The organism is Nocardia vinacea NBRC 16497, assembly GCF_000308835.1.
GTDB classification, from domain to species: domain Bacteria; phylum Actinomycetota; class Actinomycetes; order Mycobacteriales; family Mycobacteriaceae; genus Nocardia; species Nocardia vinacea.
Genome location: NZ_BAGN01000309.1, coordinates 1 through 700, shown reverse-complemented (window position 1 = coordinate 700; position 700 = coordinate 1). Strand labels below are relative to the sequence as shown.

Below are 700 nucleotides of genomic sequence, written 5' to 3'. Positions count from 1 at the left end.
CCCGCGGCGACGCGCGTCGGAAAGCCGCTCCACGACCAGGACACCGACGCCTTCGGACCAGCCGGCACCGTCGGCGGCCTCGGCGAACGACTTGCACCGGCCATCCGGCGCCAGTCCTTTCTGGCGGGAGAACTCGACGAACGTGTCGGGTGTCGACATCACCGTGACACCGCCGACCAACGCCATCCCGCACTCACCGGCCCGCACGGCCTGCACGGCTTGATGCAGGGCGACCAGCGACGACGAGCACGCGGTGTCCACCGATACCGCCGGGCCTTCCAATCCCAGCACGTACGACACCCGACCCGAGACGACCGAACCACCGACCGCGCTGGCGGGGTAGTCGTGGTACATCACGCCCATGAACACGCCGGTGTCGCTGCCGCGCAACGAGACCGGGTCCACCCCGGCGTCTTCGAGGGCTTCCCACACCGTTTCCAGCAGCAACCGCTGCTGCGGATCCATCGCAACCGCTTCCCGCGGGCTGATCCCGAAGAACCCGGCATCGAACAACCCCGCATCGTGCAGGAACCCACCCTCACGCGTGTAGGACCTACCCGCCACACCCGGTTCGGGATCGAACAACCCCCCATCCCAACCCCGATCCAACGGCCACTGCGACACCACATCCCGGCCCTGGGCCACGACCTGCCACAGCTCTTCGCGTGAGGACACTCCTCCGGGGAAGCGACAGCCCACA

At 68.4% G+C, this 700-nt stretch carries 1 protein-coding gene; it reads right to left on the bottom strand.

The window, feature by feature from the left end:
- Window positions 1–700 (bottom strand): beta-ketoacyl synthase N-terminal-like domain-containing protein (locus ON44_RS33625; protein WP_040697995.1); only part of this gene is annotated, 700 nt, incomplete at both ends.